Source organism: Paenibacillus sp. CCS19 (assembly GCF_033239625.1).
Classification (GTDB): domain Bacteria; phylum Bacillota; class Bacilli; order Paenibacillales; family Paenibacillaceae; genus Paenibacillus_T.
This window is the reverse complement of sequence record NZ_BTCK01000004.1, coordinates 183466-200855: the sequence shown is the minus strand read 5'-3', so window position 1 is coordinate 200855 and position 17390 is coordinate 183466. Positions and strand designations below refer to the sequence as shown.

Genomic DNA, 17390 nt, shown 5'->3' with positions numbered 1-17390 from the left:
CGGACGGATGGTTAAAGCGGGAAGCAATCGGCTTGAAGGGCTGAGCGAGAAAATATTTTTGGATCGTTATGCATGGAAGAATGCAAATACGAACGATACGAAGGTCGGGGACGTTGTACTCGTATTAACGAAAGACGATCCTAAATTTCCTACGAAGGAAGTCGGCGAAGTCGTAGCGCGCGAAGGCAAACGTGTAACGGTTAAGCTGCGCAGCGGTGATACAGTGGAATCGTCGGTTGAGAAGCTGACGTTGACCGTCGAGAAAACACCGGAGGAAATGTGGGATCGTCTCGCAGGCGCAATGGCATCGGTAGAGAAGGCTGACAAGCAGAAGGAATGGGCGGATAAGTTCCGTTACATTCTCGATGATTGGAAGCTTGTGCCGGGCGGCCGCATCGCAGCTGGCGCCGGTGCCAGCGAAGAGCTGACGCTGTTCAACTGCTACGTCATTCCTTCGCCGAAGGACAGCCGCGGCGGCATTATGGCGACGCTCTCCGAGATGACGGAAATTATGGCACGCGGCGGCGGTGTAGGCATCAACTTGTCTTCGCTTCGTCCTCGTCGCGCAATCGTTGCTGGCGTGAACGGTTCCTCCAGCGGCAGTGTATCGTGGGGCGGCTTATTCAGCTATACGACAGGCCTGATCGAGCAAGGCGGCAGCCGCCGCGGCGCGCTGATGCTTATGATCAACGACTGGCATCCTGATCTGCTTGATTTCATTACGGTGAAGCAAACGCCAGGCCAAGTGACGAACGCGAACCTGTCGGTATGCGTCAGCAACGGCTTTATGAAAGCAGTCAAAGAAGATTTGGATTGGGAGCTTGTGTTCCCAGATACGAAGACGCCGGGTTACGACGAGCTGTGGGACGGCGATCTGGAGAAGTGGAAATCGGCGGGTCATCCGGTTATTCACTACAAAACGGTTCGTGCACGCGAAGTGTGGCATACGATTATCGAGTCAGCGTGGAAATCTGCAGAGCCAGGCGTCGTATTCATGGAATACTACAACCAGATGTCGAACAGCTGGTACTTCAATCCGATCATCTGTACGAACCCATGCGGCGAGCAAGGCCTTCCGGCTTGGGGCGTCTGCAACCTGTCGGCGATCAACCTGTCGAAGTTCTACGACGAGACGACGAACGATGTGGATTGGAAAGAGCTGAGCCGCGTAACGCGCTGGTCGGTTCGTTTCTTGGATAACGTTATCGACAAGACGCCTTACCACTTCCCTGAGAATGAAGCGAATCAGAAGAAGGAACGCCGTGTCGGTCTCGGAACGATGGGGCTGGCGGAGCTTATGATCAAGCTGGGCGTTCGTTACGGATCTGCTGAATCGCTCGCGTTCCTCGATAAATTGTATGGCTTCATCGCACGGGAATCTTATTTGGCTTCGTCGGATATCGCTGCAGAGAAAGGTTCGTTCGAGGCATTCGATGCGGAGCTGTATCTGCAGAGCGGATTTATGCAAAATATGGTGGAGGAATATCCAGAGGTTGGCGATGCAGTCGAGAAGAATGGCGTGCGTAACGTAACGATCATTACGCAGGCACCGACTGGCAGCACGGGTACGATGGTTGGCACATCGACCGGCATCGAACCTTACTTCGCTTTCGAATATTATCGTCAGAGCCGTCTCGGCTTCGACAAGCAGCTTGTGCCGATCGCGCAGGAATGGATCGATGCGAACCCTGGTCAAGAGCTGCCGGCGTATTTCGTAACGTCGATGAGCCTCTCCGCCCAAGATCATATCCGCGTGCAAGCAGCGATTCAGCGCTGGGTAGACAGCTCGATCTCGAAAACGGCGAATGCGCCGAACGACTTCACGGTGGAAGAGACGAAGGAGCTGTACGAGCTCGCATTCGATCTCGGCTGCAAAGGCGTAACGATCTATCGCGACGGCAGCCGCGATGTGCAAGTGTTGTCCACATCGTCGAAGGAAGAGAAGAAAGAAGAGGTTGCTGCACCAGCACCAGTGGCACAGGCGGATGAAGCAGTTGCAGCGACGGCAGCAGCATCGGCTGTTACGGATAGCTCGGCGGTTGGTCAACTAAACACAACGCTTAACGCAAGCGTAACACCGCAGCAAGAGCAAGTGTTCGACAAAGAATATAAGCGCCGTCCGCAAGTGCTGCGCGGTGCAACTTATAAAGTCAACACGCCATTCGGCATGGCGTACATTACGATCAACGATATGAACGGAACGCCAAGCGAAATCTTCCTGAACGTCGGCAAAGCCGGCTCGGACGTCTTCGCAATGGCTGAAGCACTCGGTCGCGTTTGCTCGTTGTTCCTCCGCTACGGCGATCATGGCAACAAAGTGAAGCTGCTCGTGAAGCACTTGAAAGGCATCGGCGGCTCCGGCGCGATCGGCTTCGGCGCTAACCGCGTCGAATCGATTGCCGACGCAGTAGCCAAGGCGCTCGAGACGCATGCGGAGAACGCGGCAGAGGAAGCTGCGGCATTCGAAGCGTATGCGGCAGTGCGTTCTGCTGCAGCTCACAAGCAGGCTGCGGTGGCTCCGCAAGCCGCAGTTTCGGCACCAGCAACGGGACAAAATGGCGGCTACGTCGGCCAGCCTAGCTCGCGCGACCTGTGTACTTCCTGCGGATCAGCGTCGCTGATGAATGTAGAAGGCTGCAAAACTTGCAGCAACTGCGGGTACAGCCGTTGTAATTAAAACGGGAGCTTGAAGAGAGGCTCTTCTTACACGACGACGACGACGATTAAATTTATAGTTGTAGCACACTAGTTGGTTGGCTATAGATGAAGGGGCCGTGGAAATTTCCACGGCCCCTTCTTTGTGTCGACTGACGGTTAACGAACCCAAACGGCGCTATTCGGTAAAGTAGGCGTAATCTCCGTGCTAACGAATCTAGCTGTCGCTATTAGCTGCTAAACGAGCGGATTTGGCTGAATCGTAGACAAATAAGGGGTTTGGGATTCGTTAGCAGATGACACACGCTGGAATCTGGTTGATAGAGCATGTAGGATTCGTTAGAGGATTACGCGTCAGATCGTAATATGCAATGATGAGAGATTGTAGTAAAATTATGGTAGTTGATTAAAACTGGTGATCGGGTAATTAGATCATTAATAAATGAGCCGTTGTTTTTGGGGATTCCTTGGAATTAGGAAGAGCCGGAGGAGGACATATGACTAAATTATTGGTGATCTCCGACGAAGAATCCAACTACATATGGGACTATTTTGACCCCAACAGATTTAAAGATGTAGACATTATCATTTCATGTGGGGATCTAAAGTCTGAATACTTATCATTCCTGGTGAGCATGATCAATGCTCCTTTATTGTATGTACATGGCAATCATGATACAAAATATCAAACAAGCCCTCCAGAGGGCTGTGAATGCATTGAAGATAAACTGGTGCTGTATAAAGGTCTTCGAATTATGGGCTTAGGTGGAAGTTATCGGTATAGTCCAGGGGACCATCAATATTCCGAGAGGCAAATGAGACGAAGGATATCCAAATTAAGATATAAGTTATGGAGAAACAAAGGCGTAGATATCGTTGTTACCCACGCTCCAGTATATAAAATTGGTGATGGCGAAGATTTGTGTCATAGAGGTTTTGAATGCTTTGTAGAGCTAATCAATAAGTATGAGCCCCGATATTTATTTCACGGACACCAGCATTTAAACTATGGAAGGAATGTAAGAATTCACAACCTCAATGATACGCAAATCATTAACGCATTTGGTTACTACCTGATTGAGATTTAGAGGTTCAAGACTTTAAGAAGTAAAGAACGAACGCGCATAAGGCTGCTTCTCCGTCAGTACGATCCTGACAAGATAGGCAGCCTTGTTTATTGGAAGGAATATAATGATTTCTTAGGTTAGATGGCTGACTCGAAGCCAATCGGCTTCAAGGATACACATCATTATACATCATATAAGATCATGAACACGTTCCATGATATCTTTCACGTGGCGTGGCCACTTCGAATTGGCGGGACAATATTTTTTGGCCACTTTGTCGATGGTCGTATAACCTCTGTCTATGTATTTCTCAGCAATCAGTTCCCCGAATTTGAGCACGCTATCTGCTTTCGACTTGAAGCTGAGCGCCTTATTGTACGGATTGCTGCCGCTTGCGTTGAGGCCGAACAAATTATTCTTTTTTCTTGCCAGTTTGCTGCTGCCGTTCCCGCTCTCGAGCTTCATGACCGCGATGGTAAAATACGCGTTGACGCCATACTCCTGCTCCACTTTCAAAATCGCTTTCTCCAAGCCTTGGTCTTCCAGATCTGTCCCTTTCAATATAGCCGCGATATGCTGGACGGTCAGTCCTGAGGTCGATTCGACCTTGGACGTCGGTTCATTAATCTTAGTCGCGACAGATAACGTCTTGACTTCCTTCACTTCATTCACGGCCTTCTGCAGTGGAGCAGCTTTCTTCTCATCTAACTGTTCTTGCGTGATTGGCTTGGCGTACCCGCCATGCACGTACCCTCCGCCTTTTAAACTTAGCCAACCGTTCTCGGTCACGGACGATACTTCCAGAATGGTCCCTTTAGTCACGGTGTTGATGATCTGAGATTTATTGTAAGCGTTTATCCGCACGTTCAGATAATCAGCCGTTGTTTCGTATGTAAGGATAGTCGGCGGCGCTTGGATCGCTTGTTTCGCTTCGGTTGGAGGAGCCTGTTCCGACAATTGGAGCACGGGCTGCTCGGTCGGCTTGGCTTCGGTGGGAGTCGCCGTCTCTTGAACGGGAGGCTTAAGAGGAGTCAGAGGTTGAACGGCATGAGGCAGCGGCATCGTTAGCAGCGGTGCGGATTGCGCCACTTGCTTCGATAGAGGTAGCTCTGAATCAGATTTCGAGGCGGCCAAGGCGAAAGGATTCGATAAGGCATCGAAATATAGGCCGACGGTAAAAGCGACGATAACGGTTATCGCATACGAAATAAGTGATTTACGCTTTTCTCTTAGCATGAATATCCACTCCTAATCGTAATGGGTATGATGCGGATCGCAATAAATCGGATGATCCCAACGATCAATTATCAGGGAAAAGGATGCCATACTTTCGAATGTGCTTCTGCATCTTGGAGCTAGATAAGTTAAACCGATTGTAACGAATGATCGCCGAAAACCTTGTCAAAAGGCCTGAAAACCAAGCTTGTAAATTTGTCGGATTCAAACAGAAAAACTACGAAGCGCGCGGTTTTGAGCGGTTTTTAATGACTATGAGAAAATCTTAACTTGCCGGAACCGTTGATTAGAGAGGTTTTTGGAGTTACACAATAGCTTGTCTCGTCAGCATAAAGCCAGTCCAGGTGGTTGTGTACAGCGTAATCGATCGATGTATGTACGCTGGAAGAGGGTGTGGAACTTTCCACGCTATTGTCCCTTTGTTATTGGATAACGAACGCAGTAAATGCTATTAGCTCTTGATTGAGGAATCTGCCGCGCTAACGAATCGAGATATCGCTATTGACTGTTTAATGTGCAGACGTGGCTGAGATGTAGACTAATAAGGTGTTTGAGATTCGTTAGCGGATAAACCCAGCTGTTAGTTGACTAATAAAGCTCTGTTGATTCGTTAGGGTACTAAGATTTAGAAATGAATATAAAATAATGGGGATGTATAGTAAAATTATGTTAAGAGCATAGGGTGCTTTGGAGGACGCAGTATGGGAAACCTTTTTACTAATAAGAAGAAGATTAGAAATTGGAAGAGACGAGTTCGCAATGTCCATAAGTGGAAAAAATCTTACTTGCATCTGGACCTAGAACAATTATTAAAAAATGAAAAGACACACTTGAAGATTTGGATAGATCCTTGGTACAGACTAGCGAGAAGAAATCCGCCACATTGGTTGAGGAAGATAATGTTCGAAGGATTAACTGAGATTTGCTTGAACTGGAAGAAGCAGCTGGACGAATTGAAGGAACCTTACGATCTACAGATATGGTTGTACGATCCTAATTTTATTAACTCTGAGGTTGTTGTAGCGATAAGGGGAAGTTTAGAGTCTTACAATAGAACTTTTAACAAAGCATCTAATATAAAGGATTTTCCCAAGGAGTATTATCTAAGTAGTCAATTTTTGTCCGAGTTAGAATGGGGGCATTATTTAGAGGAAGATTATTATTTTCTGACATTAGATGATCTAACTGATACAGAGGTAGACAAATTAAAAAATAGAGCAATTGTTGAGGAAGTAATCTTTAATAATGGAAGCTCAAAGGATACCTGTTTTAGGATAAATAAAGGTGATGTATGGGTTGCGACTGTGAAAGCATAGCTCTCAGTAACAGCAAATTCCTCATCGTTATTACAGTAATGGAAGCGGGGTACTGAAGATGCCAGGCAAACAGCAGCCCAAATTAGTTCATTGGAAATTTGACGATGAAGTTCGGGATGATCCAGGAGAATGGAATTGGATTGAAATAACTATGGTTTTTAATGATGGGTCAAAACGTTGGAGCATATTATATACACCTGAAAGATTACAGAACAATCTCTCTAGGAGCAATATAGATCCTCCGGGACTGTTCATTAAACATATGATAATCGTTAGAAGCTATTTAGTGAGTGACATTCAAAGAGTTTTGGAAGATCTTGAAGAAAACAACAAATTGTTAGATGCATCAAGAGCATATGAGAGCTAGTCAGGGACTTGCAACATTTGAGGGCTTGTGAATATGAAAACATTTGTGAAACTTCAAATTTACTAAATGAGAGTGATTTTATGTGGAGCAAGATTGTTTTCTTACTCTCTGCAATTTTAATTATGAGTGGTTGTAATTCAAGAATAGACGATCACTATATTTATTTTAATCCCACCAAGATAAAAGTTGGTGATGAAATTGCTGGATTCACTTTGAGATCGATTGATTATGATAAAGAAACAAAAACTGTACATGCATATTTTGATGGTGAGGTCGAAATATCAGGATACTTTATGGATTCAGGTTACTTTGCTCCTGATATAACCAGTCATTTACCAAAAGCATCGTTTGAAGAACCTCATCAAAATAGTTTTAAATTAATTGATATGCCTATATTTGATAGAGAACATCGAATGGGAACAATAATAATAAAAGATTATGAGATTCATAAAGGAAATACTAAACTTAGTGACCAGGCAATTTTTGTAAAGATAGTTGATTGAATCTGGTTCAAGATGTCTTTCTTAATAGAACACTGATTGCAGCACCGGGGCGGGAATTCTTAAGCAGTGATAGCTCATTAAAGAAAGCGATATGCCCCAATGTAGAGCATATGAACACCAATCATGAATGTATAATCGCAGGCATTCCATGTATTGGAACGTCGTAACACAGGCTGTTGAAGAGGCGAATGTGTTGATTGACGAGTTAGGTGATAAGGACGGGCTATTGGGCGTTATAGGTAACTCGGTTTGAGAAAATGGATCCGATAACAGCATTCGATCACATGAAGCAGTGAGACCTGCTTCTTCTGCACGGAACAGAAGATACAACAATACCAATCGATAGTCAGAGATATTTTATGCAAATTGTTGGACATAACGATCTATCGAAATCAATTAAATACGTTGAGTACGCCAAGGTAAATCATCATATTACATTAGCCATGTTGGAAGAAGTGCTATTGATTGGGAAGCCAAAGAACCGATGTTTCAAGCGTTAAACCATAATATTAGATGTCTCATGTATTATTTTACGGATGACATTCACTTAGGCCTTACAAATGCTAGAAGAGCAAAAGCCTTAGCTTCAACATCAGCCTTCCCAGGAGCCAAGAAGAGTATGGAAGCATTCGAAGCATACGTAGAAGTAGGACAAATATTAACGGGGCTGAGTATCGAAGAACCAATCAAGAGCCTAGAACTGAAATTTGAGAAGCAGCCATTGTTACCCAAACTGGTAATCGCATGGGGACTTATGAATGGATATCAACAACAAAAGGAATTATTGAAGTCCAAGAAAATGATCGAATTTTGTGAGTTAAATGCCCCACACTGCACACTCCTGATTAAACCTATAAAGGCTATTCAAGAAGAGATCAACTTCGCCTAACCCTATATTCGTCTCATCATATAAAACCTCAAGGGAAGATCAAAATCATGAGATACATAACGCTTTCGATCATTGCCATCATACTTTTAATTGTATTTGCTATGTTCTTCGGACCATTTGGGAGTTTGGTTTTATTAGTTATTGCTGCAGGCGTAATTGGTCATTTGTACGCTATTACGAAGCAATTAGAATCTAGAATTACTGAGTTAGAGAGGCGTCAAGGAATCATAAAGGATGATGACTACAACTTAAGTAATGAAGATATCGAAAATGAGTTAGAACAGTATATCGACCCAGACGACAACAAATGAAACGTACGGATGTTCAACTACAGATTCGCTGAGAACTTATCAAACAATAGAGAGGAATCAAACGATGAAACTTAGAGTTGGAGCCGTATTTATCCCAGTGCTGAATTTACAAGAAAGTATCACTTGGTATTCTCGATGCTTCGGACTTCAGCTAATCGATAATTGGGGGCAGGGAGCAAGCCTTTCCTTTAAGGACGGAGAAGCTTTACTAGCTCTTATTCAGGTGGAGCAAATTCCATCGTTACATTTCCAAGTGAACAATAAAAACAGTAATGTCTATTTCCACTTTGAAACAGATGACATTGACCATGCTCGTCACACTTTCGAAGCATTAGGAGTTGAAATAACCCAATCGCATGACCATGGATTAATGAATGAGTTGTACATAAAGGATCCTTCCGGCAATGAAATCGCGATATACTGCGAGAAGAAAGAGTCTCCGTTCTATAAGCATGCAACAGGGAAAACTTCTTGGTAAAGCCGGGATTAATATTAAATGCAACTGAACGATCGAGAATATGATGTCGTTATCTGCAATACCGTAACTTCACTAAACATTACGAGGTGATCATTGTGGGAACTGTATACGAATCCATTAAGCCAGAACATGAACAGTTTATTAAAGAGCAAAAGATGTTTTTTGTAGGATCGGCTGCGTCTACCGGTCATGTTAATATTTCGCCTAAAGGACATGATGTTTTTCGAATACTCTCGCCTAATAAAGTTGCGTATCTTGATTTGACAGGAAGCGGGAATGAAACAAGTGCTCATCTTACGGAAAGCAATCGGTTAACCTTTATGTTTGTTTCATTCGAAGGCAAACCATTAATTCTAAGACTGTACGGGAACGGTAGAGTCGTATTGCCGAACACCGACGAATGGGATGAAGCGGTCACTCACTTCGACTTGCTGCCTGGGTACAGGCAAATTATTATTTCTGACATTGAAATCGTGAAAACTTCTTGCGGATTCAGTGTGCCTCTGTATTCCTTCGAAGGGGAAAGAGATGTATTGCTGAAGTGGGCCGTTAATAAAGGGGAAGAGAATTTAGTTGAATATAGAAAGAACAAGAATTCAATAAGCATGGATGGCATCATGACACCGATTGGAGCATCTCTAGCTGAAGAAGAATGAATGGAGTTTCAAGCAGAGGGAGATTTTCAACCATGCTAATGAATAAAATAGGAAAGTACTCGGTACCAGAAGAACTATTGTTTCTATCCGAATTGGATAAACAATATTCATCCATTTATGAACATGACAGCTTATTAGGCGCCTATATTAGTTTGAACAATTTTCGATATTCGATAACTCCCTTAGACGTCATTCCGTTTGGCCGAACAGGCGTCGATGGAATCCACCTCGGTTTCCTTACTGATTATAGTCAATGCGATGCATTAGATAACGCGTATATTGTTTGCGTTTCTCCCATGGATTTCGAAAAACCGATATCTATATTGTCTCGAAATATTAGAGAGTTGTTAGCTTTATGGATTGCCGTTGGTGATCCATGTTTGATGGACGCGTATAAATATTATTCGAGGGAAGACCAGTTCAATAAATTTCTGAGGAAACATGAAAAAGGTTTGTATGAGAGATCCATTAAATTAGAGCCCTACTTCGATATGTTTATCCAACAATTCGATATTGAACCGATCACAGATGTGTATCAATACTTGCATAGCGTTCAACAGATGAGACATGAAGAAAAAGTGCTCCCAACACTAGATGGATTAGGCGTAATAAGATGCACATCAAACTCCGGCGGTCACAAACCTTATACGGTGACCCAAAACGGCACATATAAAGTAGATGAGATTAGTGAATATCTAAGCGGCTGTAGTATGGAAACCAAACTTGCTTTAATTCGAGATCTTCAATTTCATCATGCGCTAAGCGATGAGAATCTGGTGGACTTCATTTATAGAGAGTTGCTGAAAGACAACCTCGTGGATGAAGCGAATAATCTGCTAAGAGATTTGTAATATTCCCCCCCAAAAAAAACTGAACTCCACCATATTAACAAAGATAGGTTGAAGTTTATGGAGAAGAAATATCTTATTAAGTCCCTATTGATTTCATCTGGTATTATAGAGTTTTTATTAGGAATACCGATAATAGGGAACATATTGATCTGGGATTATCAACCGTATCCAATGTTAATCGCATTTCTTGTGCATTTGAGTACTTTAATCGTTGGTATCGTCTACAGAGGTCCTATATTTCCGAGTATCTTGGCAATATTGAGTTTGTCGGTAAGCTGGCTGCCGATTATTGGCTGGGGCATTCATATGTTTATTTCAGGCATCCTTCTAACAAGTGGGGTTATGGCGAAAGGAAAGTAAGAGGGGACCGCGCGATGCGGTCTCCTCTTTGTAATATTCGATCATGAAATAAAACTAATTCACAATACGGAATGTCGCATCTTGCTTCTCCGTATCGGTGCTGATCGGATCCAGCTTTTTTATGAAAAAGGTGTAATTATTCATTTAGTAGGAAACGGTTGGTGATTCGTTGCATACTCGAAACAGTCGGAATAAAGTGTCCAACCAACAAGAGTCCGAAGACCTATCGGGACTTTTGTTGGTTTTATTTTGTTTTCTACTGAATATGTCTGTTTCCGTATTATTATATCTGTCTTTCTATTTGATTTTTTCTATTTTTGTGGTATTTTAATAGCGAAGCGAGAATTGGAAACATCGCCACATTTTGGGCGAGTGCGAAAGGAGTGGTGTGAACTCTACTCATGAGACCAGAGGATGGCATCATTGGCCTCAATGTTCGATGTTCTTGTAAGCGGTTGCATCACATTCAGCCTTCGGTTGATACGTTCATCAAGCATTCGACGAATGGAAGACAATAGGAAAGCGGGGAATTCAATAATATGCCATTCAAACACAGCTTGACTGGTAACTTACCTCTAAGCTCTGTTTCATTGAGAAAACAAGGATTCAAATCGTTTCTAGCAGCGGCGCTTGTGTGCTCGACGTTCGTCTCGGGCTTGCCGATTAGCGGCGTGCAGTCTGCATATGCAGCGGCTGTTGATCCGATCGTGAAAAAGTTCGATTTCGGCACAGCGTCAAGTCCGGTTCTGAGTGAATATACGAGAGTGTCGGAATCGCTGCTCTATACGCCGGAGTTAGGGTACGGTCTCGACGTGGCGGTTGCATCTCGTAATCGTTCGGGCGGCGATGACTTGACGAACGATTTCATACTTGGCACGTCTTATACATTCAAGGTGGATTTGCCGAATGGCCAATATGATGTGACGGCTTATTCCGGCGATCTGTTGGCAGGAACGTCTACGACGAAGACGACTTTTACGCTTGAGGGGACAGCGGCAGGCACGATTAGCTCAAGGCAGGCTGTCACTTCGGCCACTTACCGGACAACAGTGAGCGACGGCCAATTAACAGTCGGGGTTACTGGTTCAGGCGCAGGCGGTTATTTGAACGGCCTCGTTATCCAGCAGGTTGTTGAACAACTTCCGGCAGCGCCAGATGGACTTACAGTCATCGGACTTACGTCCTCGAGCGTTTCGCTTGCGTGGAGCAGCGTTGCAGACGCTGCAAGCTACTCGATATACCGCAGCAGCAGCGTTGACAGCATGCCGACATTGGTCGGACAAGCAGCGGGTACTTCGTATAGTGATAATACGGTTACAATAGGCAGCAGTTATTCTTATTATGTAACTGCAGTTGGCGCAAACGGGCTGGAGTCGGTACTTAGCGCACCAGCGAACGTAACTGAAATTCCGGCGCCTCAGCCTCCGGCAACGCCGGCTAATGTGACAGTCGACGAGGTCGGCGCTGGCTCTGTTCAATTGAGCTGGGGCGTAACGGATGGAGCGTCGGGCTATCGGGTGCTTCGTTCGGATGCAGCAGATGGAACGTTCGCAGACATTGGGCAGACGACGGCCCCGACCTACACGGATACGAGCGCAGATACGTCCAAACGTAATTATTATCAGATTATTGCTGTGAATGACGCAGGCGAGTCGGCTGCTTCGGCGACCGTATCGAGTGCCATCTACATACCGCCAGCAGAACTGCCTGAGGGCGGCGTTCAACGGTTCGACTTTGGTAACGGCGAGTTGGCAGACGGCTATATTCGCGTTACCGCAGCGAATAAGTATACATCATCGCTCAAGTACGGCTTTGCAGATGCTTCCAAAGTAACGACGTCAGACCGCGGCACATCGGATCCGATTCGCTCGGACTTCGCGTTGGTGAAGGATACATCATTTAATGTCGATCTTCCGAATGGTGACTATACGGTCTCCATCGTGGCAGGTGACGCATCCGATGCAACGGATGTCGCGATCAATGTAGAGAACATTCAGAAGGTGCAGCAAACCGCGAAGACGGCTGGACAATATCTAGAGATGGAGTTTGCGATCGCGCTTGTTGACGGCCAACTGAACTTCAACTTCAGCGGTACGGCAGCGAAGATTAACGCCATCGTCATTACGAGACTGCCAGACCGTCAGCCAAGTGAAATCCCAACCGTCTATATCGCCGGCGACTCTACCGTTCAGACGTACGATCCTTATTGGGAGCCGCAAGCAGGCTGGGGCCAGATGCTGCCAAGATACTTCAATAACGATGTAGCATTCAGCAACCAAGCAATTGGCGGCCGCAGCACGAAGAACTTCATTACCGAGGGACGACTGGATAATGTGCTGCGCGCACTGAAGCCAGGCGACTATTTCCTCGTTCAATTCGGTCATAACGATGCGACGATCAGCATTCCGGAGCGTTATGCATCGCCGGCCGATTATAAGAGCTATCTTGAGAATTACTACGTCGAAGGCGCGCTGCAGCGCGGAGCGATTCCGATTCTAGTAACGCCGATGGGCCGCCGCGACTATAACGCCGATGCAGGCAAGTTCAATGTCAGCTTCCCTGAATATGTTCAAGCGATGAAGGAAGCTGCGGCTGACAAACACGTCGCGTTGGTAGACCTTAGCGCGCTTAGCATCGACTACTACAATTCGATCGGTTATGCAGCGACGACGTCCGTATTCCTCTATACGGATCCAGGCGTGTACCAAGCGTTCCCAACCGGTTCAGCCGACAATACACACTTCCAAGAATACGGCGCTATTCAGCTTGCACGCTTGCTAGCAGGTGGTATCCAGCAGCTGGACCTGCCGCTAGCGCAGTCGGTTAAGGAAGCCGAGCTCCCGGCCCATGCACCTGCGAAGATTGAAGGGTTGGCCGCAGGCAGCGTCAGCAACGCAGGTGCGGTGCTGAAGTGGAATGCCGATGATGCAGCTGATATTTACAAAATCTATCGTAAACTCGCTTCCGATCCCGAGTCTTCTTACCAAATGGTAGGCACAGCAACGGTTGCCGGCTTCACGATGGGCGGCATGTCGGAAGGTCAGTCGTATACGGTTCGCGTAACGGGCGTGAACGGCGCCGGCGAATCGGTTCCTTCGGATGAGGTCACGATTGATACGAAGTCAGCGAAGTACAAATACGATTTTGGCCCGGTAGGCGCTCCGGTTGCAGAAGGCTATACAGAAGTGACGCGAAGCGTGTTGTATACGCCTGAACGGGGTTACGGTCTCACGAATAGCACGGGCATGATCGATCGCGACCGCGGTTCAGCTACAGATGCTCTGCGCCGAGACTTCGTGGCGTACTTCGGCGCTTCGTATGAGTTTAAGGTCGATCTGCCGAATGGCTACTATTCTGTCAAATCGTATACAGGTGACTGGATTGGTTCTACCCGCACGAATGTCGTTATTGAAGGCAAAGATTACGGCACGATCTCCTCGGGCAAAGAAAACATTGCGGAGAAAGTGTACAACAATGTCGCGGTGAAAGACGGCCAAATGAACTTTATCATCAGCGGCCAGACCGCACATTTGAATGGTCTTGAAATTACGCCGATCCTGCTGGCGCCAACAGCACTGAAGCTGGACGAGCTTCAAGTTGATCGCGATCCAGTAGAGACGCAGCTGTCTTGGACAGGAATTGACGGCGCTGCGACATACCGAGTCTATCGCAAGGCAGCAGATGCTTCAACTGCTGAACTGCTCGGCGAAATATCGGGAACGACGACGTTCCGCGATACGACAGGCGATGTAGGACAGCAGTATGTTTATACCGTAACTGCGGTAGATAATACGGGATTCGAGTCTGTAGCTTCGAATGAGCTCTCCATCTCGACGATTGATCCGGCGGTAGCGCTTGCGCCAGTACCAAGCGACCTGAAGGTACAGTCGATTGGCAAGAACAGCGTGACGATCGAGTGGACAGGTTCGGATAAGGCAAGAGCCTACAACGTATATCGCGCATCCAAGGCCGATGGACCATTCAAGCTGATTGGCAAAACGAAGGAATGGAATTACACCGATACGACGGTACTGACGACCGTTCCTTACTACTACAAAGTAGCATCGATTAATGCAGGCGGCATCTCGGCACAGTCGAGCGTCCTTATTACGCAAGCCGTGACGACGCTCTATCGCAATATGGAATATTTGGATCGCAGTCCGGTTGCTGTGAAGCAGCAGGACGGCGTATATATCGGATGGCGCATGCTTGGACTTGATCCTGACACGATTGCGTTCAACGTCTATCGTGACGGCGTGAAGCTTAATGCGACCCCGATTACGAGCAGCACGAACTATCTCGATGCAGGCGGTACGGAGCAGTCGCAATACCGGATCACACAGGTGTTGAATAACGTAGAGAACCCTGCAACGAAGGCGTTCGGCGTATGGTCGAAGCAGTACTTGTCGATCCCGCTGCAGAAACCGGCTGATGCGTATACGAAGGATGGACAACCTTACACGTACAGCGCTGGCGATGCAAGCGTTGGCGACCTGGATGGCGATGGCCAATATGAGATTGTGATGCTGTGGTCGCCTTCCAATGCGAAGGACAACTCGCAGGCTGGCTACACAGGCATCGTCTATATGGATGCATACCGAATGGATGGCACGCGTCTATGGCGCGTCAATCTTGGTCCGAACATCCGCGCGGGCGCCCACTATTCCCCGTTCATGGTGTATGACCTGGATGGCGATGGCAAAGCAGAGGTTGTACTGAAAACGGCCGACGGCACGATTGACGGCCAAGGCAAAGTAATTGGCGATGCTTCGAAGGACTATCGCAACAGCTCGGGTTATGTGCTGTTGGGCGATGAATTCTTGACGGTGTTCAACGGTTTGACAGGCGGGGCGGTGTCGACGGTCTATTATGATCCGCCGCGCGGCGATGTAAGCGCATGGGGAGATGCTTATGGCAATCGCGTAGACCGTTTCCTTGCGTCGGTGGCGTACTTGGATGGCGAACATCCAAGCGTAATTTTCAGCCGCGGCTATTATACACGTACCGTTATTGCTGCCTTCGACTTCGCGAATGGCAAGCTGGCGAAGCGTTGGAAGTTCGACACGAATGAGGTTGAGAACGGCAGCATCTACACCGCGCAAGGCAATCATAATATGTCGGTCGGCGATGTGGATCGGGACGGCAAAGATGAGATTATGTTCGGGTCGCTCACGATTGACGATAATGGCGAAGCGATCTACACGACGGGCTTAGGGCATGGCGATGCGATGCATTTCGGCGACCTTGATCCAACGCGTCCAGGCCTTGAAGTGTTCGACGTCCATGAGCATACCGACTCTGCTTATGGCTTGGAGATGCATGACGCGGCTACCGGCGAGATCATTTGGGGTGTGCGTACAGGCATCGATACGGGCCGCGGCTTGTCGGCCGATCTTGATCCGAACTACATCGGTGAAGAAATGTGGGCAACAACGGTGACAGACGAGCAGCAGGTCCAGCTTACTGGCTTGTACAACGCACAAGGCGAGCTTATCAGCACGAATATTCCATCATCGACGAACTTCGCGATTTGGTGGGATGGCGATCCGCTCCGCGAGCTGCTCGACCACAAGTGGGATACGACGGTTAAATCCGGCGTCGGCAAGATCGACAAGTGGAACTATGAAACGAAAACAACGGAGAACATCTTCACGGCAACGGGCACGCTGTCGAATAACTCGACGAAGGGCAATCCTATGCTGCAAGCCGATCTGTTCGGCGACTGGCGCGAAGAAGTCATCTGGCGTTCGGCGGACAGCTCCGAAATGCGAGTCTATACGACAGCGGATAGGACGGATTATCGGATTCGTACACTGATGCAAGATCCGGTATATCGCTTGGGAGTTGCATGGCAGAACAGCGGTTATAATCAACCGCCGCATACAAGTTTCTACCTCGGAGCAGGCATGACGCTTCCTTCTGCACCGCGCATTCAATATACGGCTGCGCAAGCGGAAGAGAAAGCGATGGGTGCTCCTGGCAAACCAGTGCTCTCGAGCGACAACGGCTATGATACGGGCCTCTTGGACGGAAGCTACAATATTACGATGAATATGTGGTACGGCTATAATGGTTCCACTTATAAGCTGTACGAGAACGGTGTACTCATCGATACGAAGAAGCTGACGGACAATTCGCCGACAGCCCAGACTGCGGTTGCATCCGTTAGCGGCAAGGCGAACGGCAAGTATACGTATACTTGCGAGCTGATTAACTCATGGGGAACGACAGCGTGTTCACCATTGACGGTTACAGTGAAGGACGCATCGCCAGGCAAACCGGCGCTTTCCAATGACAACTGGGATGGAAACGGTGATTATACAGTAACGACTAACATGTGGTGGGGAACAAACGCCACGAGCTACAAGCTGTATGAGAACGGCGTACTCATTGATACGCAATCGCTGACGGCGAAGACGCCTGCAGCACAAACCGCAGCAACCGTTATTACGGGCCGCGCGAAGGGCACTTACGAATATCGTGTTGAGCTTATTAACGAAGCCGGTGTGACGGAAAGCTCAATAATGGTTGTAAAGGTCAATAAGTAATTCAGATGCATTGCTACTGATGTGCATAGCTGATGCATTGGATAAGATAGTACGCAATTAACTAGCAAGAAGCATTCGAAGGTGGATGCTTCTTTTTTTGTTTGGGGCACAGAACGGCAAGTGGAACAACATTCTATTTATACATATTTTAGG

At 47.0% G+C, this 17390-nt stretch carries 12 protein-coding genes; 11 read left to right on the top strand and 1 reads right to left on the bottom strand.

Translation table 11 applies throughout. From position 1 onward, the window contains the following. Nucleotides 1-7 precede the first annotated feature (7 nt). Nucleotides 8-2677: an adenosylcobalamin-dependent ribonucleoside-diphosphate reductase gene (locus tag SBI19_RS05580; RefSeq protein WP_317965780.1), complete on the top strand. Its 2670-nt coding sequence runs from the start codon at nt 8-10 to the stop codon at nt 2675-2677. Nucleotides 2678-3152: 475 nt separating this feature from the next. Next, the gene (locus SBI19_RS05575) at nt 3153-3743 is read left to right on the top strand and encodes a metallophosphoesterase family protein (protein WP_317965778.1); all 591 of its coding nucleotides are present in this window, start codon (nt 3153-3155) and stop codon (nt 3741-3743) included. A gap of 168 nt (nt 3744-3911) precedes the next feature. Here SBI19_RS05575 and SBI19_RS05570 read toward each other — a convergent pair whose 3' ends face one another. Further along, nucleotides 3912-4958, bottom strand: coding sequence for a glucosaminidase domain-containing protein (locus SBI19_RS05570; RefSeq protein ID WP_317965776.1), 1047 nt, complete (start codon nt 4956-4958; stop codon nt 3912-3914). A 701-nt stretch (nt 4959-5659) separates the two neighbouring features. Here SBI19_RS05570 and SBI19_RS05565 point away from each other — a divergent pair. The 9 genes from SBI19_RS05565 to SBI19_RS05525 all read left to right on the top strand — a co-directional run bounded on the left by SBI19_RS05565 (nt 5660) and on the right by SBI19_RS05525 (nt 17237). Next, nucleotides 5660-6274: a hypothetical protein gene (locus SBI19_RS05565; RefSeq protein ID WP_317965774.1), complete on the top strand. Its 615-nt coding sequence runs from the start codon at nt 5660-5662 to the stop codon at nt 6272-6274. A gap of 58 nt (nt 6275-6332) precedes the next feature. Continuing rightward, nucleotides 6333-6641, top strand: coding sequence for a hypothetical protein (locus tag SBI19_RS05560; RefSeq protein WP_317965772.1), 309 nt, complete (start codon nt 6333-6335; stop codon nt 6639-6641). Nucleotides 6642-6721: 80 nt separating this feature from the next. Further along, nucleotides 6722-7144 (top strand): hypothetical protein, encoded by a 423-nt coding sequence (locus SBI19_RS05555; protein ID WP_317965770.1) that lies wholly within the window; start codon nt 6722-6724, stop codon nt 7142-7144. A 484-nt stretch (nt 7145-7628) separates the two neighbouring features. After that, nucleotides 7629-8033, top strand: coding sequence for a hypothetical protein (locus SBI19_RS05550; protein ID WP_317965768.1), 405 nt, complete (start codon nt 7629-7631; stop codon nt 8031-8033). 47 nt (nt 8034-8080) lie between these two features. Beyond that, on the top strand, nt 8081-8344 hold the full coding sequence (locus tag SBI19_RS05545) for a hypothetical protein (protein ID WP_317965766.1): 264 nt from the start codon (nt 8081-8083) through the stop codon (nt 8342-8344). Nucleotides 8345-8408: 64 nt separating this feature from the next. Then, nucleotides 8409-8822 (top strand): VOC family protein, encoded by a 414-nt coding sequence (locus tag SBI19_RS05540; protein WP_317965764.1) that lies wholly within the window; start codon nt 8409-8411, stop codon nt 8820-8822. A gap of 95 nt (nt 8823-8917) precedes the next feature. Beyond that, on the top strand, nt 8918-9478 hold the full coding sequence (locus tag SBI19_RS05535; protein WP_317965762.1) for a pyridoxamine 5'-phosphate oxidase family protein: 561 nt from the start codon (nt 8918-8920) through the stop codon (nt 9476-9478). A 32-nt stretch (nt 9479-9510) separates the two neighbouring features. After that, on the top strand, nt 9511-10329 hold the full coding sequence (locus tag SBI19_RS05530; RefSeq protein WP_317965760.1) for a hypothetical protein: 819 nt from the start codon (nt 9511-9513) through the stop codon (nt 10327-10329). Nucleotides 10330-11279: 950 nt separating this feature from the next. After that, entirely contained in the window at nt 11280-17237 is a 5958-nt protein-coding gene (locus SBI19_RS05525; protein WP_483312246.1) for a rhamnogalacturonan lyase family protein, read from the top strand. The last annotated feature ends 153 nt before the right edge of the window (nt 17238-17390 follow it).